Here is a 21,083-nt window from a genome sequence, read left to right as displayed (position 1 = left end):
GTGCCGGCAGACCACTTCCGTGGTCCGGGCGGGCGGCTGAACCCGGCGCGTGCCCGGCGGACGCGGGCCGGCGGAAGCCGCCCGGTGGATCACGGCCGCCGTGAGATCCCTGCCGGTGACGCCACGGGCGGCCGTCATGGTGCGGGAGTACGCGTCAGTTCGCGTTCACCAGGTCGTGCGCCGGTACCGTCACCGTCCGCTTGCCCGGCTTGCCGCCGAGCACGACCTTCCGCAGAGCGCTGTTGTTGGCTGTGCTGGTCTCCTTCAGCCGGTTCTCCGGGTTCGCCAGCACCTGGATGTAGTACGTGCCGTTGGGCAGGTTGGTGATGTCGAAGGACTGGCCGGGCAGGTCCTGGGTGTAGGTGTCACCGGAGCCGACGTCCAGCACCTCGCGGACCGAGATCGAGTTCTCCTGGCCGCAGGCCGTGGCCAGATCGGTGTTGTACGGGTGCCAGTTGGCGTTCTTCACCGTGTAGTCGACCGCGTCGGTGTTGGCCAGGCAGAAGGCCTCCTTGCCGCTGCGCACGGTCTCCCTCTTGTCCGCCTTCAGCAGCCGGTAGCTGGCGAAGTCGGTGAAGTGCCAGTGCATGTGGCCCGGCCGCGGATCCCATTCCATCGTGCCGGTCGGGGTGTAGCCGACCTGCTTGCCCCGGGCGTCGTAGAAGTACTGGTAGGCGTCCATCTTGGCCTTGCCGGGCGAGCGGAATCCGTCCACCACGAGCTGTGCCGGGCCGGCGTTCCAGACGTTGGCGCTGAAGGCCAGGTAGTCCTTGCCGGGGACGTCCTCTCCGGCGTCGCCGATGGTGATGCCGTAGGCAGGCAGCGACCGCAGGTCGGGCTTGGGGACGTTCGGGACGGAGGGCTTGCCGGCAGGCCGTTTGGACAGCGGCCCCAGGGCGGGCGCCTGGCGCGAGCCGTCGGTCCGGCCCTCGGAGTCGCCGACCTCTGTCGAACGTGCCGCCTGCTGCTTCTTCTTCAGCGCCCACGGCAGAGCGGGAGGGGCGGCCTTCAGCGGCCCGTGACCGACGTTGTACGAAGGACCCGCGCCGCTCGTCACCGCCGCGGCGGCCTGGGCGGGCGTCGGGGCGTGCCCCGGCCCGTGGCCGGCGTGCGCGGCGCCGGCTGCGGACGGCGCCGGGTGGGCTGCCCCGTGTCCGGAGTGCTCACCGGACTGGGCTGTCCGAGCCGCGGCGCCCCGACCGTCCTCGAAGCTGCGCTCCTGCACGGTCACCTTCACCGTGGCGGGCTTGTTCGCGATGCCGAACAGGTCACGGTACTTCTTGGCGACCGAGACCTTGGCGGTGTAGCTGCCGGCGGCCAGCTTGACGGGCTCGGTGTAGGAACCCGCGTAGGTGTTGGCGGCCCAGCCCTTCTCCACGCCCCACACGGAACCGAGGGTGAAGGGGTTGGTGGGGCAGCTCTCCGGATACTTCGAGGTGGCGGGCGCGTCGGGCCGAACGCGGCCACTGGCGTTGTTCGGGCAGAAGCTCTCGGCACGGTTGAGGACCTGTTTGCCCGCCTTGTCGGTGACCGTGATCTCCGCGAAGCCCGGCAGCCCGGAGAAGTCCTTCACGGTGCCGTTGGGCAGCGTCTTGGCCTTCGCCTTGCCGCCCTCGTACACGGTCTGGGTGATGGCCACCGGGTCCTTGTAGGACTTGCGGGTCACCTTCAGCTCCAGCGGCGCCCCCTCCGCGGTGAGGTAGGTGCCGAGATCCAGGTAGACGCCCGGATCCTCCTCCCAGGAGATGAGCGTGACCGAGGTGCTCGCCGCGATGAGGCTCAGGTTGGGCCCCGTCGCGGCCTTCGTCGAATCCGACGTGGTGGCCACGAATCCGGCCGTCACGGCCATGACGGCGACGGCCGTGGTGCCCGCGAGCAGCGGACGCCGCAGCCGGGTGGTACGCGTTGTGGTCATCGTTCCCTCGTCCTCCGGGATGCTGTGTGGAAGGAAGCAGTCGGCGGGCGACTCGGCTCGACGCCATACGCGGCCGCCTGCCCGCGTGGTGAGAGGAAGAGACCGGAGGCTCGGTTGTCCGCGGGGTCGAAGACGCTGCGAGGTTGGCCGGATAGGGCCGTTGAGGAGAGCGGGTGCGCGCCGCCGGCCCGCCACGGACGCGTGGGCGTGCGCGACGTCGGGCCGGGGGCACGGGCGTCGCGATCTCGGCGAGCAGCGAGCAAGGAGCCCGTGTGACCGCCGGCGTTCCTCCCTCCATCGCCCTGCCGTCTCGCGAACCGAGGCCGCCGCCGTTGACGGCCCGTGCCGCGATCGTTCTCCCTGACGGCCGCCTTGATCGGTGAGATCGCCGGATTCCTCACCTCCGTGGGCATCCGCGGCATCGCCACAGCAGTCCTCACCGGAGCGACGACCGCCGGTATCGGCGCACCCGTCCTGAGCAAGGCGATCGGCCGCCGGCCTCCAGGGCCGGCACCCCGGTCGCCTCCCCGGGACACGAAGCCCGCAGTGCCGTTGACCACGGCAGTTCCGTTGACAAGGGCGCCGGGATGCCACACGCGGCCGTGGAACGCCGCGGTGCCGCCCCTCGGGGTCCTGCGCGATTCGCCTCACGATCACCCTGTGCATCCGCGAGGTGAAGGACGGGCAGCCCGTGCCGCTTGTGACCCCGCGGGACTCGCGGTCGCTTCATCCCAGGACCGCGGCGAGCTCCGGGAGGTAATTCGCCAGGAAGCCCAGGCTGGTGGCCCGGCCGAACTCCGGGTGGTGCCGGTGATCGGGCAGACGGGCCAGTTCCCTGCGGCCGAAGTACCCGATGGGGCCGGCGCCGCTTCGGCGAGCCGGTTCGCCGTTCCAGGCAGGGTCGGCTGCCACCAGGGGCAGACATCGCTCGAAGAGCCGGTGGCAGATCTGCAGCCCGCGGCGCAGAACCACGTGGAACGGCTCGTCCGGCCCGATCGGATAGGGGTCGGCGGCCAGAACGGGGCCGGTGTCGATTCCCTCGTCCACCTGGTGGAGGGTCGCGGCGAACTCCCGCTCGCCACGCAGCATCGCGTAGACCAGGGCAACTTCCGGGAGCCCCCGGTAGGCGGGCAGCGGACCGTGGTGGACGTTCAGGACGCGCAGCCCGCTGGACAGCACCGGCGTACGGAAGATCATCCGGTTGTTCAGCGACCAGACGACACCGTCCGTGCTGGCGGCGACCAGTTCCGCCGCCACGGAGTTGACGTCCGCGACGGCCCGGAAGGGAACATCGGGCCGGGCTGTGACCGCACCAGGGGGAGGCCCGCAGACCAGGTCCACAGGCAGGCCGCTGTCGAGGGTGTGCTGAACGGCGCGCCACAGGAGAGCGCCCTCTCCGACGAAGATCACGACCCGCTCCGCAGGGCCTCGACGGCCTCGACCACCCGGCCGAGCGTCAGATTGGCGCTCAGGGGGCCGAGTTGGGTCAGGAACCGCTGCTCCGCGTCCCTCCCCGGCAGCTTCCGGCCCAGCGCGGCCAGCATCTCCAGGACGGCGAGCGAGTCGCCGCCCAGGGCATGGAAGTCGGACGAGGCATCGAGGTCCGTGACTTCGCAGCGCAGGACACGGGCCCAGATCCCGGCCGTCACCGAGGCCACACCGGGTCCCGGCTCGTCTGCCGCCCCTGCGGGACGCGCTCCGGTGGCGGGGTCCGGGGCGTCGGTCGCCCGCGTAGGAGCGGGTGCCCCGTCGAAGGGGTTCGGCAGCGCACCGCGGTCGGTCTTGCCGCTGGCCGTCTCCGGCAGCCCGGTGACCGTACACATCACCGTGGGCACCAGGTGGGACGGCAGCGCGCGCTCGAGATCCGCGCGCACCGCCGCCTCGTCGAAGGCGGCAGCGCCCCGGACCGGCACCACGAAAGCGCACAGCGCCTGCGCGCCCGTGTCGTTCCTGCGGCGGGCGACCACCGCGGCCTGCGCGATGTCCGGCAGAGCGGCGAGCGCGGCCTCGACCTCGCCCGGCTCGACACGGTGACCGCGGATCTTCACCTGGCTGTCGATCCGGCCGGCGTACTCCAGCTGTCCGTCGGGTAGGCGGAGTACCAGATCTCCCGTGCGGTAGGCGCGTCGGCCGTCCGGGAGGTAGACGAATCGGTCGGCCGTCAGGTCGGGGCGGCCGAGGTAGCCGCGGGCCAACTGGACGCCGGTAACGTGGAGTTCGCCCAGCTCGCCGTCCGGGACTTCGCGCCCCCGCTCGTCGAGTACCGCCACGGAGGTACGGTGCACCGGCACTCCGATCGGTGCGGACGGGCGTCCGGTGCCGTCGTCGACGACGGCGACGGTGCAGGCCACCGTGGCCTCGGTGGGGCCGTAGACGTTCACGAAGAGACAGTCGGGTCCGAAGGACGCGCGTGCCCGGCTGCTGCCGGACACGGTGAGATTCTCGCCGCCGGACTGGAGGGCGCGGATGCCGGTGGCGCGGATGCCGAGGCGCCAGGCGAGATCGAGGTGGGTCGGCGTCATCCCGAGGGTGTTGGCCAGGCGTCCGGAGAACATCTCGCGCAGCTTGACGTGGTCGAGCTCACCGGGCACCGGTACGACGGCACCGCCGTGCACGAGGGGCGGGAAGATCTGCATGACCGAGAGGTCGAATCCGGGGGAGAAGGAGTACGCGGCCCGGGTCTCCTCGTCGCAACGCATGAAGGGGGCGATCCACCCGACGACATTGGTCAGGCTGCGGTGCTCGACCTGTACGCCCTTGGGCCTGCCGGTGGAGCCCGAGGTGTAGATGACGTACGCCAGATCGTCGGGGCCGGGAGCGGCGGCGGCGAGGGCCGCGCGGCCCGGCTCGTCGACGGTCGCTCCGTCGCCCGCGACGTGCTCGAGGAGGACCGTCGTGCAACCGCTGCCCTGAGCCAGGTCGCACGAGGCCGTCTCCGCGAGGCAGATGCGAGCCCCCGCGTCGTGCAGCAGTTCCTCGACCCGCCGCGCCGGATTGCGCACGTCGACGGGCAGGAAGGCCGCGCCCGCCTTCAGGACGCCCCAGACGCCGGCCAGGCCCGCTGCCGAACGGTCCGCCAGGACTCCGACGACCTCACCGCGCCGGACACCGCGGGCGAGCAGTTCGACCGCGACGGCGTCGGAGCGACGGTCCAGTTCCGCGTACGACCATCGCAGGTCGTCGCCGAGTACAGCCGGTGCGTGCGGCCGGCGGGCGACCTGCGCCCGGAACAGCTGCACCACGGAGTCGTCCAGGGAAGGAAGGCCGCCGGGCCCGGGCGCGAGCAGCAGTTCGGCGGCGCCGGGCTCCCGCGGCGCCGCCGGGGGCGGCGTGCACGAGGCCGGCGCGCCCGCGCCCAGCGCGGAGCCGATGCGGTCCAGCAGGGCCTCGCAGCGCTCGCCGACGTCCGCCGCCCCGCGGGCGGAGACCACGAGCTCGATGTGCTCGGGCAGTTCCAGCAGCGCGACGCTGAGCGGTACCAGGGGAGCGTGCACCGGCAGGGCGTACACGGTCGTAGCGGTGAACTCCCCGGCGCTGAAGTCGGCCGGCGCCAGCCGGCCGGCATTCGACACGACGGCCGACGCCAGGTACCGGTGCCGTGCCGAGGCGGCTGCCCGTGACGCGCCCACCAGGGCCGCTGCCGCCGGCAGCGGAAGGCGGGCCAGGGCCGCTTCCGCGCCGGCCGCCAGTTCCCGCCGGGAGGCCAGCGCGCTCAGCAACCGCCGGTGGACGGCGTCCGCGCCCTGGCCGGACGGGATGTCGAGGAACACCGGTAGGGCCAGATTGGCCGTCGACGACACACCGGGGTCGTGACGTCGCAGGTCCACGGGCAGCATGATCCGGGCCGCCGGGCCGGGTACGCCCTCCGCGACCGCGGCCGCCACCTTGGCGGCCAGCGCCGGGTGGCGGCCCGCCACCGTACGCCGCCGCCACACCGAACCGCTGCCGGGAGGGCCGCCGAGCGGTGAACGCTGGTCGAGCCCGAGACGGGGCCGCCGCCCGGTCCTGCCCACCGCCTCCAGAAGCGTGTAGTCGGCCAGCGGGTCCGCGGTGCCCCGCGGTGGTTCACCCCGCAGGGCCCGGAACACCTCCGTGGCCCATACCGACACGCCCTTGAGGTCCATCACGGCGTGAGACGCCCTGAAGACCACGGTGCCGGGTTCGCCGGTGAGCAGCAGCACTTCGCAGCCCGGGCGGTCCTCCGCGCGGGCGAGCGGGGTGGTCAGCTCCGGCGGTCCGGTGAGCGCCGTGCGGTCGAACGACGCTCCGTCGCCGACCACGACCCGTGGGGGACGTCCGCTGTCGATCCACATCCTGCCGCGGCGCACCAACCGCGCCCCGGGGCATGACGCCGAGGCCTCGGCCACGGCACGGCCGAGGGCCAGGGCGTCGATCGGCCCGGTGCCCTCGACCACCAACTGGAGCACCAGCACTTCGCCGCCCAGCCGGGCGGCGGCGAGATAGGACCACTCGGTAGGGGAGACGGGGCGGCGGAAGGCCGCCCGGCCGCGAGACCCGGTACCGGCACCGCCGCCCACGGCGGCGTGCTGCCTGCTCATGACTACTGCACCTTCCTGATGTACTCGTTGACGCCGCCGATGCTGTCGATCCAGGCCTCGAGCCGGGCCATCCCCACGTCGTGGGCGACCGGTGGCGGCGCCAGGTCCCGCCGTGCGGCCGAGGTGTCGTACGTCGCCGAACGCGTCAGCAGGGCCAGCGTGTACCGGGAGAGCGGCGGGGAGGAGTGCCTGGCCAGCGGCGGCAGCTTCCAGAGCGTGTCCGCCGTGACGGCGAGCGCCCGCAGCAGACCGTGGGAGACCTGCCGGGTGGGGGGCTCGCCCCCGAACCGTCCGGCGAGGACGGCGAGCATGCTCCACACCTCCACCGGCTCCCGGTCGGCGATGAAGTACGCCCGGCCGCCGACCCCGTCGGCACGTGCCGCCCGTACACAGGCGTCGGCGGCGTTCTCGCAGTAGCACAGCGAGGCGTACACCGGCCTGCCGCCGGAGAGGTCGGGCAGACTTCCCGTCATCATCTTCGCGATCAGCCGAGGCATGAAACCGGAGTGGTCACGCGGGCCCCACACGGCCCGCGGGCGCAGTGCGACGGTGGTGAACTCCCTGCGGTCCGCGGCCAGGACGAGACGCTCAGCTTCGGCCTTGGTCTCCGAGTAGAGGTTGAGGTGCCGTGCGGGGTAGGGCTCGCTCTCGTCGATGTCGATCTGGTCACCCCCGCGAACGCCCATCAGCGCGCTGGGGCTGCTGATGAACACGAAGCGCCGTGCCCCGGCTCGCCGGGCCGCCGCCATCAGGCGCTCGGTGCCCTCGACGTTCTCGTCCCGGAACTGGGCCCGGGTGCCTCGGTCGGTGACCCTGGCCGCACTGTGGTGCACGACGTCGACGCCTTCCGCCGCCCTTCGCAGGGACGCGGCGTCACGCAGATCTCCGTACGCGAACTCGACGCCCGTGACGGTGCGCAGATGGCTGAGATCGCTCTCCTCGCGGACGAGGACCCGCACCGTGTCGCCCGCGCGCAGACAGGCGTCGACGATGTGGCTGCCCAGGAACCCGGACGCGCCCGTCACCAGCACTTTCACGAGGCCGTCCCCTTCGCCCTGCCGCCGCGCCGGCGCCACCAGGTCGCACCGAACAGCATCGTCAGCGCGGCCGTCCTCCAGGGCCTTCGCCCGGTGGCCAGCTCCTGCTCCACACGCAGGGCGGACGGTATCTGGAGTGCATGGACGACGACGCTGAGGAAGGCGTCGATCCACCACAGGGCGGTCAGCGCCACGTGGTTCCAGGGCAGCAGCGGCCAGGCCGGCAGATAGGCCCAGCCGAGCAGCGGGACGGTGCGCAACGCCCGGTCCGCGGCGGTCGGACGGCGACTTCCGGTGAGCCGGTCCTCGGCCCAGCCTGCCAGCAGCTCCCGGCGGATCTTGGCGTTGTGGCGGATGTCCACGGGGAAGGCGGGATGCGGCAGGAAGTCCTCGATCCCCTTGGTCACCGCGGTGCCGACGCCCAGGGCGCGCAACTCGCGCTCGATCCGCGGCCAGTGCCCCGGCCCCGTGTCCGGCTCGAGCTCCACGCACAGCACGGGCCGCTGCCCGCCGTGCGGGCCGAAGCCCACCAGTGCTGTGCGCCTGACCTGCGGATGGGCGTTGAAGACGCCTTCGCATCGCACGGTGTGCAGGTCGCCGTTCGCCGTGCGGACGCGGTGGCTCTTGCGTCCGCAGAACCAGATGCGGCCCTCGCCGTCGATCCAGCCGACGTCGCCGGTGCGGTGCCAGCGACGCCCGCCATCCTGGATCTTGTGCTCGGCATCGGCCCCGGGTGAGCGGAAGTAGCGCGGGCTGACCGCCTGGCCACTGACCACGATCTCGCCGATCTCACCTTCTGCGACGGGAAGTTCGGGCGTCCAGAAGGGAACCGGTCCGTCGCTGACCTCGATGGTGCGGACTGTTGTCCCGGGCGCGGGCCGCCCCACACAGACACCGAGGGCGGCGGCGGGGCCGTCGGCGGGTCCGGCCAGTGCCTCCCTGCTCTCGACCAGCGCCATCGGCAGTGCCTCGGTCGACCCGTAGGTGCTGAACACGTTTGCTTCGTCCGGCAGTACGGTGCGCAGAGCGGTCATCAGCCCAGGGCTCACCGGGGCTCCACCGGAGACGATCAGACGCAGTGACGGCACTTGGGCACCGGTCTTCGCCAGATGGGCCGAGAGCGGTCCCAGCAGGGCGGGCGAGGCGAACATGGCGTTCACACCGAAACGCCGGATGGCGTCGGTGAGCAGCACCGGGTCGGCGGCGCCGACCCGGCCCATGTTCATCCTCGGCACCACCACCGTGCGGCCCGCCGCGAGGTCGAACACACCCATCAGCGGCATCGTGACCAGAGTGCTGGTCATGTCAGCGGTGAAGTGGCCGGCCTCGACGCCGTGCGCCATCCCCCGCAGCATGCCGACGGTGATCTCGACCGGTTTGGCCGGACCCGTACTGCCGGTGGTGTAGCCGATCAGCGCGACGTCGTCCGGCCCGGACGCCTGCGGAGGCAGGCGCGGCCGGCCCGCTCCGAGGGCGGACAGCTCCGCGAGTCCGGTGCCGTTCCCCCGGGGCAGCGTGATCACGCTCTTCACTCCGGCGAAGGCACGCGGCCGAAGGCGCCGGAGCATGTTCGCGGACGGTACGCCGATGAAGGCCTGGACCCCCACCCGGCGGATGCAGTCCAGCATGCGGCCCAGTCCCATGCCGGGGTCGACCACCACGGGGACCGCGCCTGTGTGCATCAGGGCGAAGACCAGGATGAGCAGGTCGGCGCCGGGAGTCACCAGCAGGGCCGTACGGGTACCGCGGCCGATACCACGAGCGCTGAGACCGGCGGCGCACGCGGTGACCCGGGCGGCGAAGTCGCCGTAGCCGACCGAGGTGTAGACGGCCGGCCCCGACGAGCCCTGCCTCCCGGCCGGATGGATGACGGCTGCCCTGTCGGGGTCACGCGCGGCGTGCCGGGCGAGCAGTTCGGCCAGGGACGCGTTCCGGGCCGGCTCGGTCATGGTGCCGGACATCAGCGGGCGGCTCCCTCGGTGCCGCCGGTCAGACGGTAGAGGGACGTCGCCGAGCTCAGGCCCGCGCCGACGGCGAGGAAGAGGATCCGGTCGTGGCCCGCGAGCCGCCCCGAGTCCCGGGCCTGCGTGAAGCCGTAGGCGAGTGCGGAGGTGTGCGGGTCGCCCTTGAGCCCTTCGACGGTCACCGCGGCATCGGATGCCAGGCCCAGGCGCTTGGACAGGCGGGAGGCGAAGTCGTGCGACGGCTGGGAGGTGATCAGCAGTGTGCGGTCCAGGACCGTCGGCGCCTGGGCCGCTTCCGCACCGTACTCGGCTGCGAGCGCGTCGCGCACGGAGTCGACGGCGAGATCGAGCATCCGCTCCACCACGCCGCTGTCGCGGTCGACGGCTATCGTGTTCCGGCCTTCGGAGCCGGCCTCGTACAGCGGCAGATATCCGTTGACGCCATGGCCGCCCGGCAGCGAACGGTGGTGCACCCGTCCGAAGCCGCGGGCGTCGTCACTGCGTTCCAGCAGCACTGCCGCACCGGTGCTCGCATACGGGAACGCGGCCGTCCCCGCTCTGGCCGGGTCCATCGAGGGGTGGGTGTCGGCGGAGACCACCAGCACCCGGCGGGCGCTGCCGGCCGCCAGCAGCGAACCCCCGGCCTGGACGGCGTTGAGCACGCCGCAGGCACCGTTCATCAGGTCGAACGAGAACGCGGCATGCCTGTCGGTGGCGTGCAGGTAGTCCAGGTTGACGCCGATGCGCTTCTGGATGAGCGCGGCGACGGACGGCTCGGAGACGTTGGAGTCGCGGTAGACGCCGACGTTGATCAGCACGTCGACGTCCGCGGGTGTGAGACCCGCTCGCCGCAGACACGCACGGCCGGCGGATGCCGCGTATCCGATCGCGCTGCCGGTCTCGTCGGCCGGGCTGAGTGCCGTCGAGGTGATGACGGTGGCCATGGTCATACCTCCAGGGAGGAGACGGTCGCGGACAGGAACCCGGTCACCACGCCGGAGGCGGCGGGCACCATGAGGACCTTCGAGCCCCTGGGTATGCGGCGTTCCATGAGTGCCTGGTGCAGGGCCAGATAGTGGGATGTGGTCGCGGTGTTGGCGAACCTCTCGACGACCGAGAGCGACTCGGGCATCGGTGTCCCGAACATGCTCTCGCCCACGTGGTTCATGAAGTCGATGAAGCGGCTGCCGACCTGGTGCTGGATCACGAAGTCGTACCCCTCGCCGGCGAACCGGCGGCCGTCGTCGGCGAGTCGGTCCCGGTGGAAGGCCGGCCACAGCGAGAGACGGTCCTTGGCGTGCATCTCCTTGTTGTTGGTGTACATGGCCAGGTCGCCGGTGTCGTCGCTCGGCATGCCCAGGCACAGGTGCGAGTACTCCGAGCAGGTCATCAGCTCGATGTCGTGGATGACGTCGGCGTCGTCGGTGGCGCGGTCGACGAGGACGGCGACGGCGGAGTCACCGACGGAGAGTGACGCGAACTGAGGGTCCCGGCTGTCCTCCATCTCGCGCGCGGCGGTGAAGGCGATCGGGGTGATGTGCTCTCCGCTGAGCACCAGACCGCTGCGCACCTCACCCGAGCGGATCATCCGGTCCAGCAGATAGACGCCGGTCATCATGCCTGCGCAGGCGTTGGACACATCGAAGTGGATCGCCCTGTCCGCGCCGAGTTCCGCGGCGATGCGGCGGGCGAAGGAAGGCTCGAACTGGTGGCGTCGGCCGTCCGTCGTACGGCTGATGGAGCAGGAGATCACGATGTCGATCTCGTCGGCGGCGTAGCGCGAGCGGCCGAGGCACGCGCGGGCCGCCGAGACGGCCATGGTGAGGCAGTCCTCGGGGGTGTCGGCGGTATCGTCCGCGACCCGGCGCTCGGCCATTCCGGTAATTTTCAGAAGGTCGAACTCAGGCGCTTTCTCCATGCGGGTGAGGAGTTCCGGAGTGCTCATGGAAGCCGATGGCAGATATGCCCCGATGGACTCTAAGCGACTGTTGTACACAAAACTCTCCCGGTGGTTTCTCGTTCACGCGGCGCGTCGTCGCGCTGAATAATGAACAGACGTCAGGAAATTCTTGTCCGCGTCATGTTCTCGTGTGGTGAAGCCATCGAAAAATTCTGGTTTCACCGCCGGCGGGACGTGGTCCGGTGACAGGAAACCCCGGACCTCGGTGCGCTGCACGTCGACGCTATCGCACCGATCCGGGCGGTCTCACGCTGCGGACCTGTGACGATCACCACTCGTCGTCGGCGCGGGGTCGCTGTGCGTGATGGCGGGAAATCGGCGGCTGCTTATGACGGCACGATGACGGTGCATATTCGGAACGAGTGATTCCGTTGAATGCGGAAACTTCTCGTGAGGGTGTTGCGGGCCGTTGCCCGAACGGTCCGCAGCGGAATTACCGTCCCGTCGTTCCCGCCGGGTCACGGCGCGGGAAGAACGGCATCGTGGGCCGATTGTTCACAATCGGCCCACGAGTCTGGCTGGATTTCGACACAACGAGGTCGGGGGCCCGCAGGGCCGACCACGACGACCAGGCCGACCCCGCCCGGCGGAACGGGTTGAGGATCGCGCTCGACATGGCTTCTGCGACCGGCACCGTCTGCCGCGCTGGAGAGGCGGCGTGCGCTCTCTGCGGGCTGGGTGTTCAGCGGAGGGGCGCCGGGTGGATGAGGCGGCTCCTCCCCGGTCGGTGTCCGATCGGGGAGGGGTTTCGACGCCCCCGGGCTCGGCCGGGTGGTCAGGGTGTCCAGGCCGGGGGCCGCTTCTCGCAGAATGCCAGGGCCCCCTCGGCTGCCGAACTCGTGTGGAAGACGGGTGCGGTGAGCGGGTCCTGGACGGTGAACGCCGTGCGGTCGTCGAGGCCTTGGGTGTCCGTGACGACCTGCCGGGTGATCCGGACCGCTTGCGGGCAGTTGGCGCGAACGCGCTCGGCCAGGGCGATCGCGGCGTCGAGGGCTTCGCCCTCGCCGGTGAGCCGGTTGACGAGTCCGTACCGGAAGCCGTCCGCGGCGGGCAGCCGTGATGCGGTCAGGAGCATTTCCATGGCCCGGTGATGGGGGAGCCGGGAGGGGAGGCGGATGGCTCCGCCTTCGGAGGCGATGAGGCCTCGGGCGACTTCAGGCAGCGCGAAGAAGGCGGTGTCGGCGGCGGTGATCAGGTCGCAGGCGAGGGCGAGTTCGAAACCGCCGGCGACGGCCGCGCCTTCGACGGCGGCGATGACCGGTTTCGACCGGTGGGCGCGGGTGAGCCCGGCAAGTCCGCGGTCGGCGATCCTCGGCACTCCCTCCTCGGGAAAGGCCTTGAGGTCCATGCCGGAGCAGAAGTGGCCGCCGGCGCCTGTGAGGATGCCGACCTCGAGCGCAGGGTCGTTCTCCAGGAGGGTGAGCGCGGTGTCGACGGCGCCGGCCAGGGCCTGGTCGACGGCGTTGCGGCTGCCGGGCCGGTTGAGGGTGATGACCAGGGTGCCTTCGCGTCGGGCAGTCAGTACTACTGGCTCAGGGGCGGCGGTGCTCATCATGTCCTCCAAGAAGGGGGTGGGGAGGTCGGCGGACCGTTTCATCGCCGGACGAGGGGGAGCGCCTCGAGACCGCGCATGACGCGGGCCGGGCGCCAGGGCAGTTCGCCGGCCGGTTTGGCCAGCTGCGCACCGCCGAGGCGCTCGAGGAGCAGGGGGAAGGCGACGGCGCCTTCGAGGCGGGCAAGGGCGGCGCCGACACAGAAGTGGGGCCCGTAGCCGAAGGCCAGGTGGTTGTTGGGCGTCCGGCCCAGGTCGAGGCGGTCCGGATCGGTGAAGCGTTGACCGTCGCGGTTGGCGGACCCGATCAGAAGGCTGACGATGTCTCCCTTGCGGATTGTCCGGCCGTGCAGGGAGATCGGCTCGGCAGCACATCTGAACGTGGCATCCCGCACGGGGGAGTCGTAGCGCAGGAGTTCCTCGACCGCCGTGGTGAGAAGCGCCGAAGCAGCACCCCGCGCGGCAAGGCGCTCGGCCTCGGCGCGATGGCACAGGAGGGCGAGCATGCCGTTGCCGATCAGGTTCATGGTGGTGTCGTGCCCCACCAGCAGCAGCAGGTAGGCGGTGGAGCGCAACTCCTCCTCGTTCATGACCCCGCTCTCGTCACCGGCCCGAACCAGGGCACCCAGCAGGTCCACGCCGCCGGGCTCGTCCCCGGACCGCTTGCCGGCGATGAGGACGTCCAGCAGCGCGTGCAGATCGCGCTCGGCACGTTCCGGATCCGCGGACGTACGGGGGGCGATGGTGGCCATGAGCGTGTTCCGGGTCGACGCCGCGTCCAGGTGCTCGGGGACGCCGAGGATCGCGCAGATCAACCGGAACGTCAGCGGCGCCGCGAAGTCCGCGATCAGGTCGACGTGCGCTTGGTGTTCGACCCGGTCCAGGAGGCGGTGCGCCACCCCTGCGATGAAGGGTTCCAGCAGGGCGATCCGGCGGGGCAGGAACGCGGTGCTGACCAGGGTCCGCAGCCGGGTGTGGGCCGGGGGGTCGGAGTGGACCAGGTGTCGGTTGAGCCCGGCCGGCCCCGGCACGTATCCCGGCACCCTCCCCGGGTGCTTGCTGAGCCGGGGGTCGGCCAGCAGGGAGCGTACGTCCTGGTACCGGGAGACCTGCCACACCGCGGGCCGGCCGGGGCGCCGCTCCACGTAGGCGGGGGCGTGGCGCCGCAGCCAGGCGAAGTACGGGTAGGGATCACGCATGCGGCTCGCCAGGAGGTCGGAAGGCGGACGGGGGACGGCTTCAGCGGGCACGGCTCCTCCAGCTCGGTGCTATCGACGGGCACCACACCAACGAAGGCCGTCACCAGGGGATACGGACGGGCACGGTCCCTCCTGGCGCATCCCGTCCCGCCCGGGTGGAACATGTGCGAGCCCGGCGCACTCCGACGCGCGCGACCCGGAAAGGCCGCTCCCAGCCACGACGAGTGGGGCGGGCATGGTCCGTGTGCTCGCCGTCGGCTGTCTCCACCTGTTGGGGGCTGCTACCTCTCGTAGACGCAGGTCTCGTACTCGGCGGACGTGCACAGTGACCGGTCGACGGGCCTTGCACGGGCGCTGGTTCCGTTGGCCTCGGGTGTGGTGGACAGCCGCGACGGTCGAGCAGCTCAGGTCGACGGTGCTGCCGGGTGCGGCGGATCTGCGGACGGTCCGCGGTGCGCGCAAGGACCTGGGGCATGCCGGGCTGGTCGAGCCGGTGGGGAAGACCTCGCGCACGGGTGCGGGTGGCCGGCCGGTGTCGCTCCACCGCTGGAATCTCAGCACCGCGGGCCTGGCGGCGCGAGCGGGCTGGGCGGCGCGGTGGGGGAGATGGGTGGGACGGCGCGGGAGGCTGCTCGGGCCGGCGCCGCGCATGCGCCGGCGGTGACCGACACGGTTCACGCCGTCCGGCGAGTCGCCGCCGTTGCCGACGGGCCCGTCGCCCACCGCGCGGCGGTCCCGTCCCGGCGCCGGGAACTCCCGACCCGTCCGCCCGGGCCGGAGCACTTGCGCGGGCGGGAGACCTGGTGCCGCGTCAGGCGACGTTCGCCCCGTCGCGGGGCCCGGCACGGCGACTCGCGGCGTTGCCGGATCAACCGAGTAGGTCCACTACGAGGTCGATCCGGGGCCTTGCGATCTTCCCCTCGGCCCGGGAGGGCCTGGGGAGGCCCCACTCCCTCGGCCGGAGGGCCGGGGGAGGCCCCACCCCCTCGGCCCCGAGGGCCGGGGGAGGCCCCGTGCACCGGACGCCGCTCCTTGACGGGCAAACCTCGCCTGCGCGGCACTAGGCGGCGGTGCCGGTGGTGGGCACGTTCACCGCCCGGGGCGGGGAGCCTGCGCGCGGACGCCGTCCTGACGGTGCCGGAGGACGGTGCCGGTGGTGTTCGTGGAGGCGGGCGACCACACCGAGCGGTCGCGACGGAGTGCGCACCGCCGGGGAGAAGCCGCTGCAGGCTGCGCTGCCCGGCGACGTACTGGCCGAGGAGCTGGGCTGTACCGCAATCCCCGGCGGGCGCGTGACGACGGCTACGGCGCCTCGCCGCGTTGTCGGATCATCCGAATGCACCCAGTACGAGGACGACTCTCCGCCTTGCGATGCACCGCATCCGACGCCGCGCGCCGGTTTCCCGGGGATTGCGGCACAGCCCTTTGCCGCAGCATTCGGCTACGCGGCACCCGCCGTGCCCGTCGCGGGTGCTTGAGAGCGGAAACGCCGTCTTGTCTTCCGCCGCGGACGGTGATACGGCGCGTCCAGCGCGCCCGCGCCCGCGGCAAGTGGTGGGCGGGGCGCGACGGGCGGCAGGAATCAGGCCTTCGTCTGGGCGCTGCAGACCCAGTCGCCGTAGCGGACGCCGTCCTTCGAGCGGACGATGCAGACCCGGACCGGGTCGTTCTCGATCAGGTCGTAGTTGCAGAACGAGTAGCCGTCGGTCGTGTCGCTCTTGGAGGTCGTGTCGTAGCAGCCGGTCCGGTGATCCACCCAGCTCCACGCGTCGATGTTGACCTTCTGCCAGCGCTGGATCTTGGCCCGCACGGAGTAGCCGTCCGCGGACAGGTCCTTCACCCACAGCTCGTCGCCGTAGGTCTTGAAGGTCGCCGTGCCCCAGGTCCGGGAGATGGTGACATTGCTTCCGCTTGCGGAGGCCGAGCCCGCCATGCCCCCGATGATGATGACGCTCGCCGCGAGAGCCATACCGGCCTTTGCTACCATCCTGCGCTTCATCGGGCGTTCCCCCTGTAGGTGTCGGGTCGTCATGAGTGCCAGATCAAAGCGTCGTCCTGGATTGCCTGTCAACTTCTTTGCAGACGCGGCGAGTTGGGTCGTGTACATGGCGGAAAGGGGGATCCGGCGCCCGCCTGGCGGCGGACGGGGGTGGTATCCAGGCAGGCGAAAGCGGGTCTCCGGTACGGCGGCGAGTCGCCCGGCCGGTGAAGGGCGGGTGTGCATGCGGGCCACGCCGGGCTGCCAGGACGGGCTTCAGCAGGTTCCGCCGTTTGCTCACGGTCGGCGGTGGGGGCGGGGACCTCTGGGCTGCCGACCCGTGTCCCTGCGGTCGGCGCCCAGCGCTGACCCCGCGGGGGACGTTCAGGCCGGTGGGCTGTCCTGTGCCGGGTACTGCGCGACGGTTCGTCGTGGGCCCCTGCCCGCCCACCACCGCCGCACGCGGGGGGAGTCCGGCCCTCTCGACCGTGCCCGTGAGGTCCGGAGCAGTCGGTCGCGACTTGAGGCGGCGCGCACGCGGGCGGCGGCCTGAATACGACTGCCCGTTCGTGAGACCCGTCAGTAACCTGATCCGACGTGACTAGCAGAGTCCGCACAACCACGAGCCGGCGCACGGTCGTCAAGGCCGCTGCCGCCACCGCTGTCGCCGGATCCGTTATGGCCGGCACCGAGTCCTCGTCCGCGTCGGCCCACGAGCGGGGCCCCGCTTTCGTGCACGGGGTCGCCTCCGGGGATCCGCTCCCCGACGGCGTGCTGTTGTGGACCCGGGTCACCCCGGCCCCCGACGCCCTGCCCGGTTCCGGCAAGGGCCCCGACACCGAAGTGAGTTGGGAGATCGCCGAGGACAGGGGCTTCACCAGGGTCGTCGCCGGCGGCCGGACCAACGCCACCGCGGCCACCGACCACACCGTCAAGGTCGACGTCAGAGGGCTCTCCCCGGCCACCGCCTACTTCTTCCGCTTCGCCTCCGGCGGCACCGTCTCCGCCACCGGCCGCACCAGGACCGCGCCCGCCGCCGACGCCGCCGCGCCCGGGGTGCGCTTCGGCGTGGTCTCCTGCGCCAACTGGGAGTCCGGATACTTCGCGGCGTACCGCCATCTCGCGGCCCGCGCCGACCTGGACGCGATCCTGCACCTCGGCGACTACATCTACGAGTACGGCACCGGACACCTCCCGGCCGACGAGTACGTCGTGCGCCGGCACGAGCCCGCGCACGAGATCACGACCCTCGCCGACTACCGTATCCGGCACGGCACGTACAAGACCGACGCCGACCTCCAGGCACTGCACGCCGCCCATCCGCTCGTCGCGATCTGGGACGACCACGAGATCGCCAACAATGCCTGGGCGGGCGGCGCGGAAAACCACACGCCCGGCACCGAGGGCGACTACGCGGCCCGCGCCGCGGCGGCCAAGCGGGCCTACTTCGAGTGGATGCCCGTGCGCACCTCCACCGAGGGCACCGTCTACCGCCGGCTGCGCTTCGGCAAGCTGGCCGACCTGCATCTGCTGGACCTCCGCTCGTTCCGCTCCGAGCAGGCGTCCGTGGGCAGCGGCAAGGTCGACGACCCGGAGCGCACGATCACCGGCCGCGCCCAGCTGGACTGGCTCAAGTCCGGCCTGGCGTCCTCGGACGCCACCTGGAAGCTCGTCGGCACCTCGGTGATGATCTCACCACTCGCCTTCGGCGCGCTGCCCGCCCATCTGCTGGGGCCGATCGCCGAACTGCTCGGCCTGCCCAAGGAGGGCCTCGCGGTCAACGTGGACCAGTGGGACGGCTACACGGACGACCGGAAGGAGCTGCTGAAGCACCTGACGGACCGGGGGATCGAGAACACCGTCTTCCTCACCGGCGACATCCACACGGCATGGGCCAACGACGTGCCGGTGAAGGCCGCGACGTACCCGCTGTCGCGGTCGGCGGCCACCGAGTTCGTGGTGGCGTCGGTGACCACCGAGAACCTGGACGACATCCTGCACGTCGCCCCCGGCACCGTCTCGCTGGTCGCGGCCACCGCGGTCAAGGTCGCGAACCGCCATGTGAAGTGGGTCGACTTGGACCACCACGGCTACGGCGTCCTCGACGTGACCGCCGAACGGTCGCAGATGGACTACTACGTCCTGTCCGACCGGACGAAGGCCGACGCGACGGCCCGCTGGGTCCGCTCCTATCGGACCCGCAGCGGAACCCAGCGGGTCGAGCGAGTGAGCCAGCCGGTGCGCTGAGGGCGAGGGCGCGGCCCGATGGGCGGGCTGTCGGAAGTAGCGACGCGCTCGGTCGTCCGGCGGCGCCCCGCTGCCGCTGGAGCGGCCGCACGTACCGGAGCCGGGGTACAAGGCGCTCGTGCGGCCTACAGGTGCCGGGGATGCAGAAGGGGCTTCGGCTTCGTGCACTGGAACGCCCGCCGGGCGGGGGTGCTGTCCTGGCTTACCTCCAGGAGGCCGTCACTCATCACGGCACCCGAGTCGGACGGCTGATCTTCCCCGGACAGCTCACCGGCTCGCCGACGGCTCGATTCGCGGCCAGTTCGATGACGGTGGCGATGTGGGTCGCCGCGACGGAGTCGGTTCCGCCGCAGGTTCGCGGGTGGGGCGGACCGTCGAGCCGCTCGGACCACGGGACCCGTCGGTCCACGGGGCCGCCGATACGGACGGGTGCGGGGACGGGTGCGGGGACGGGTGCGGGGACGGGTGCGGGGACGCGGGCGGCGTCGGGCTGCTCGCGGGCGGCGGGGCCAGCGGGACCGTCGGGGAGGGGGGTGTGCCGGGTGCCGTCAGGTGGAGCGGCAGGGCCATGAGCGCGGCGACGGCGGAGGCCAGGCCGACGCCGACCGCCGCGCGGAGCGCGCGCCGGCGGGTCGCGGCGCGGCGGATCGTCTCGTAGCGTCCGGGGGGCGGACCGAGGTCCTGGGGGGTGGGCCGGAGGATCACCGAGAGGGGGTCGTCGGGGCCGAGACCCGGGCCGTCGTCAAAGCGTGTGGTCAAGGCTTCTCCTCAGATGGACACGGAGCAGTTCGCGGGCCGCATGGAGGTCGGCCTTGACGGTTCCTTCCTTGCGTTCGGTCAGCGCGGACACCTCCCGGATCGACATGTCAGCGTAGTAGTGGAGGAGGATCGGGACGCGGAGTCGTTCCGGCAGCGACTGCACCAGCAGGCGCACCGACGGGTCGGCCTGTTCGGGGTGGGGGCGGACGGCGACCTCCGACGTCACGCGACGCATGGCCTTGCGCTCGCGCTCCAGCTTGCGCCAGTGGTCTCGAACGAGGTTGGCCGCGGTGACGTAGAGGAAGCCGCGGGGTTCCTCGACCTTCGTCCAGCGCGCCCATAGCCGGGTGAACGCCTCCGAGGCGATCTCGTGGGCCGTCTCGTCGTCGTCGACGAGCCGGCGGCACCAGCCCGCGAGGCGCGGGTAGAGGGCGGCGAACAGCTCGGACGCTGCCTTGTCGCGGGACCGTTTCAACGTTCTCCATGGTCGTGGGGGCTGTCGGAGGAGAGGATGCCGGGCCGTCGGTGCACGTTCCTCGGGCCCGGGATCCGTTCTGCTGGCGGGTCAGGTGGTAGTGGCACTCAGCTCGGCGAAGACGATCACGTTGTCGCGGTACTCGTCGCCGGTACGGGGTCCGCCACACGTGATCAGCCGCAACTCCGGGCGGTTCACGTCCCCGTAGACGTCGTCCGCCGGGAAGTCCGCCTTGGCGACCGTCCGTACGGCGCTGACGGCGAACACCGCCTCCGTGCGGTTCTCCAGACGCACCTCGATCCGGTCGCCCCGGTGCAGGCGGGACAGGTGGCGGAAGACGCCGTCCCCGTACGCACCGACCGTGACATGGCCGAGGATCACCGAGGGACCGTTCTGACCCGGCGTCGGCGAGTGCTGGTACCAGCCCGCCCGGTCGTGCGCCGCGATCGGGGGCACCTGCACGCTGCCGTCCGGGTCCAGGCCCAGCCGTACGACCGGGGTGTCCACGTCGATGGCCGGGATGTGCAGCCCGACCGGCACCGAACGCCGCAGGGGCTGGACCGACTTCACGGAGGGCCGATGCCGTCGCGCACCGCTCGGGCCTGCGGTCGCGTCCGCACCACCCCCGTGACCGCGGCATCCCACGAGCAGCAAGCCCAGTGCCGCGGTGGTGAACGCGCGCCTGGGAAGCGGGGTCATGCCCCGGTCGCCCGCCGGCGCCGTACGACGTGGAACGCCGCGCCGCCCGCGATGAGCACTGCGGCTGCGCCCCCGCCGATCAGCTTGCCCTGGACCCCGGAGTCCGAAGGCACCGCCGTCACTCCGGTGTCGGGCGCGCCGCTCGGAATCACGGAGACCTGGCCCGGGGCCGGCTCCTGGGGCGCCTCGGTGCCGGGAGTTGAGGGGACGGGCGTCGGCGCCCGGGTCGGTTCGGCGCTCGGAGTCGGGGCGACCGTGGCGGTCGGGCTGGGCGACGGCCCGTCCGCGAACGCGGGCGCGGTGCTCGCCGGCACGGCGGTGCAGACAAGTGCAAGGGCGCTGAGGACTGTTCGGCGCATCGAATCGCTCTCCTTCTTCGGTTCGCCCGGTGCTTCAGGTACGCGGCGGGCTCAGTGACGAATCGAGCGGAGAGACGAGGCGGCGGCGAAGCAGGTTGTAAAGAGACGGCAAAGCCGCCGGGGCTCGTCCCGGCCGGCGGAGGTGCGTGCCCCCGCCGCCGGCCTGCCGGTCAGACCGTCGTACAGGTCGAGCCGCGCAGGGTGGAGGTGATCGGGACCGTGTTCGTGGTGCCCTTGGTCCCGGGTGAAGCCGACCGTGGTCGAGCCGGGCAGATCTCGTGAGGTGACGGCGCGATGCTCGCCGGGTACGTAGCCGTTCTGCTCAGCAGCGTGTCGATCAACGACTGTCGGTACGTCGGTGCTGCCGTTAGCCTGTCGGT

The 21,083-nt window shown here is 71.8% G+C and carries 15 protein-coding genes; 2 read left to right on the top strand and 13 right to left on the bottom strand.

What is annotated here, in order from left to right; genetic code table 11:
• Positions 1-154: 154 nt before the first annotated feature.
• The 9 genes from FEF34_RS01330 to FEF34_RS01290 all read right to left on the bottom strand — a co-directional run bounded on the left by FEF34_RS01330 (position 155) and on the right by FEF34_RS01290 (position 14,237).
• Positions 155-1,915 (bottom strand): lysyl oxidase family protein, encoded by a 1,761-nt coding sequence (locus FEF34_RS01330; RefSeq protein ID WP_138051487.1) that lies wholly within the window; start codon positions 1,913-1,915, stop codon positions 155-157.
• Between the two features lie 726 nt (positions 1,916-2,641).
• Positions 2,642-3,325, bottom strand: coding sequence for a formyltransferase family protein (locus FEF34_RS01325; protein ID WP_138051486.1), 684 nt, complete (start codon positions 3,323-3,325; stop codon positions 2,642-2,644).
• Positions 3,322-6,474 carry a non-ribosomal peptide synthetase gene (locus FEF34_RS01320; RefSeq protein ID WP_138051485.1) on the bottom strand — a complete coding sequence of 1,051 codons (3,153 nt, stop codon included), beginning with the start codon at positions 6,472-6,474 and terminating at the stop codon, positions 3,322-3,324. The genes FEF34_RS01325 and FEF34_RS01320 overlap by 4 nt, the downstream gene beginning before the upstream one ends.
• Before the next feature lie 2 nt (positions 6,475-6,476).
• Positions 6,477-7,511, bottom strand: a complete 1,035-nt coding sequence (locus tag FEF34_RS01315; RefSeq protein ID WP_234042208.1) for an NAD-dependent epimerase/dehydratase family protein — start codon at positions 7,509-7,511, stop codon at positions 6,477-6,479.
• The gene (locus tag FEF34_RS01310) at positions 7,508-9,472 is read right to left on the bottom strand and encodes a fatty acid CoA ligase family protein (RefSeq protein ID WP_138051483.1); all 1,965 of its coding nucleotides are present in this window, start codon (positions 9,470-9,472) and stop codon (positions 7,508-7,510) included. Before FEF34_RS01310 ends, FEF34_RS01315 begins: the two co-directional genes overlap by 4 nt.
• Complete coding sequence (locus FEF34_RS01305; RefSeq protein WP_234042207.1) at positions 9,472-10,419, bottom strand: beta-ketoacyl-[acyl-carrier-protein] synthase family protein; 948 nt, start codon at positions 10,417-10,419, stop codon at positions 9,472-9,474. Before FEF34_RS01305 ends, FEF34_RS01310 begins: the two co-directional genes overlap by 1 nt.
• Before the next feature lie 2 nt (positions 10,420-10,421).
• Positions 10,422-11,420, bottom strand: a complete 999-nt coding sequence (locus FEF34_RS01300; RefSeq protein ID WP_234042206.1) for a 3-oxoacyl-ACP synthase III family protein — start codon at positions 11,418-11,420, stop codon at positions 10,422-10,424.
• A 790-nt stretch (positions 11,421-12,210) separates the two neighbouring features.
• Positions 12,211-13,032 carry a crotonase/enoyl-CoA hydratase family protein gene (locus FEF34_RS01295; protein ID WP_234042205.1) on the bottom strand — a complete coding sequence of 274 codons (822 nt, stop codon included), beginning with the start codon at positions 13,030-13,032 and terminating at the stop codon, positions 12,211-12,213.
• Entirely contained in the window at positions 13,029-14,237 is a 1,209-nt protein-coding gene (locus FEF34_RS01290; RefSeq protein WP_138051481.1) for a cytochrome P450 family protein, read from the bottom strand. Before FEF34_RS01290 ends, FEF34_RS01295 begins: the two co-directional genes overlap by 4 nt.
• A 322-nt stretch (positions 14,238-14,559) precedes the next feature.
• On the opposite strand from FEF34_RS01290, the gene FEF34_RS01285 reads away from it, so the two are divergent.
• Positions 14,560-14,850, top strand: coding sequence for a hypothetical protein (locus tag FEF34_RS01285; protein WP_138051480.1), 291 nt, complete (start codon positions 14,560-14,562; stop codon positions 14,848-14,850).
• Positions 14,851-15,768: 918 nt separating this feature from the next.
• Here FEF34_RS01285 and FEF34_RS01280 read toward each other — a convergent pair.
• Positions 15,769-16,185 carry a hypothetical protein gene (locus FEF34_RS01280; protein ID WP_138051479.1) on the bottom strand — a complete coding sequence of 139 codons (417 nt, stop codon included), beginning with the start codon at positions 16,183-16,185 and terminating at the stop codon, positions 15,769-15,771.
• Positions 16,186-16,761: 576 nt separating this feature from the next.
• Between FEF34_RS01280 and FEF34_RS01275 the strand changes: the two genes are divergently transcribed.
• Positions 16,762-18,411: an alkaline phosphatase D family protein gene (locus FEF34_RS01275; protein ID WP_138051478.1), complete on the top strand. Its 1,650-nt coding sequence runs from the start codon at positions 16,762-16,764 to the stop codon at positions 18,409-18,411.
• Between the two features lie 742 nt (positions 18,412-19,153).
• Here the strand turns inward: FEF34_RS01275 and FEF34_RS01265 are convergent.
• The 3 genes from FEF34_RS01265 to FEF34_RS01255 form a co-directional block, all read right to left on the bottom strand.
• A complete protein-coding gene (locus FEF34_RS01265; RefSeq protein WP_138051476.1) occupies positions 19,154-19,645 on the bottom strand; it encodes an RNA polymerase sigma factor in 492 nt (163 codons plus the stop codon).
• Between the two features lie 90 nt (positions 19,646-19,735).
• A complete protein-coding gene (locus tag FEF34_RS01260; protein ID WP_138051475.1) occupies positions 19,736-20,344 on the bottom strand; it encodes a class F sortase in 609 nt (202 codons plus the stop codon).
• The gene (locus tag FEF34_RS01255) at positions 20,341-20,703 is read right to left on the bottom strand and encodes a Tat pathway signal sequence domain protein (protein WP_138051474.1); all 363 of its coding nucleotides are present in this window, start codon (positions 20,701-20,703) and stop codon (positions 20,341-20,343) included. The genes FEF34_RS01260 and FEF34_RS01255 overlap by 4 nt, the downstream gene beginning before the upstream one ends.
• Positions 20,704-21,083: the final 380 nt, after the last annotated feature.

The sequence above is a fragment of the Streptomyces marianii genome, assembly GCF_005795905.1.
Lineage (GTDB): Bacteria > Actinomycetota > Actinomycetes > Streptomycetales > Streptomycetaceae > Streptomyces > Streptomyces marianii.
This window is presented reverse-complemented; position numbering and strand designations above follow the sequence as displayed.